General features: G+C 66.1%; 2 protein-coding genes. Both read right to left on the bottom strand.

Translation table 11 applies throughout. The features are described 5' to 3' along the window. Positions 1 to 602 (bottom strand): transaldolase (gene tal / locus AB0C20_RS36230; RefSeq protein WP_357569724.1); only part of this gene is annotated, 602 nt, incomplete at its 3' end. Between the two features lie 6 nt (positions 603 to 608). Then, the coding region (locus AB0C20_RS36225; RefSeq protein ID WP_357569723.1) for a transketolase C-terminal domain-containing protein at positions 609 to 1,244 on the bottom strand (636 nt) is incomplete at its 5' end.

Genomic DNA, 1,244 nt, shown 5'->3' with positions numbered 1-1,244 from the left:
ACCGAATGGATGTGGGCGATGTCGTGCCCGGCGATGCGGGCCTTGCGCACACCGTCCAGATACGCGCCCATCACGCTGCGGTAGCGCTCGACGGAGAAGATCAGCGTGACGTTGACGCTGATGCCCTCGGTGATCACCCGGGTGATCGCGGGCAGGCCTTCCTCGGTGGCCGGAATCTTGATGAACAGATTCGGCCGGTCGACGATCTTCCACAGTTCGACCGCTTGGGCGACGGTCTTGTCGGTGTCGAACGCCAGTCGTGGATCGACCTCGATCGAGATCCGGCCGTCCACTCCGCCGCTGGCCTCGAACACCTCGGCCAGCACATCGCACGCGGCGCGGACATCGTCGGTGGTGATGGTGCGGATCGCGGCGTCGGCGTCGGCGCCCTGGGCGGCGAGCTCTTTGACCTGCTCGTCGTAGGTGTGGCCCTGGCTCAGGGCTCCTTGGAAAATCGTCGGGTTGGTGGTGACGCCCACGATGCTGCGGGTGGCGACGAGTTCGGCCAGATTGCCCGAACGAATCCGGTCACGCGACAGATCGTCGAGCCATACCGATACGCCGGCCTTCGACAGTTCGGCGAGGTTCTCGTTCTGTGCCATTTGGGTTTATCCCTTCACCTTGGCGAGTGAGCGCTGCGCGGCGTCGACGACGGCCTCGGTGGTGAGGCCGAATTCGCGGAACAGCACCTTGTAGGGGGCCGAGGCACCGAAGTGCTCGATCGACACATTCTCACCGTCGTTGCCGGTGAAGCGCTGCCACGGCATCGCGATTCCGGCCTCGACGGTGACGCGGGCGGTGACCTGCGGTGGTAGCACCTCGTCGCGGTAAGCCTGTTCTTGCGCGTCGAACCATTCGACACACGGCATGGACACCACGCGTGTACCGATGCCCTGCTCCTCCAGCGTAGTGCGCGCCGCGACGGCCAGATGCGGTTCCGAACCGGTGGCGATCAGGATCACCTGCGGTGTGCCGGTGGAGGATTCGGCGAGAATGTACCCGCCGCGCGACACGCCCTCGTAGGAGGTACCTGCCAGGGTCGGGACATCCTGACGGGTCAGTGCCAGCGCCGAGGGACCATCGGTGTGCGGGTGGTCGGCGGGCACGAAATGCGAGTGCTGCTCGGCACTTTCGAGCTCGAGGATCGTCCGCCACGCGAACACCGTCTCGTTGGCGTCACCGGGGCGCACCACATTGAGGCCGGGGATGGCCCGCAGCGCGGCCAGGTGCTCGATCGGCTGGTG

Origin of the sequence: Micromonospora sp. NPDC048843 (assembly GCF_040649965.1) — a bacterium.
Lineage (GTDB): Bacteria > Actinomycetota > Actinomycetes > Mycobacteriales > Micromonosporaceae > Micromonospora > Micromonospora hortensis.
The sequence above is the reverse complement of the archived record's forward strand: the minus strand, read 5'-3'. Positions and strand labels throughout refer to the sequence as shown.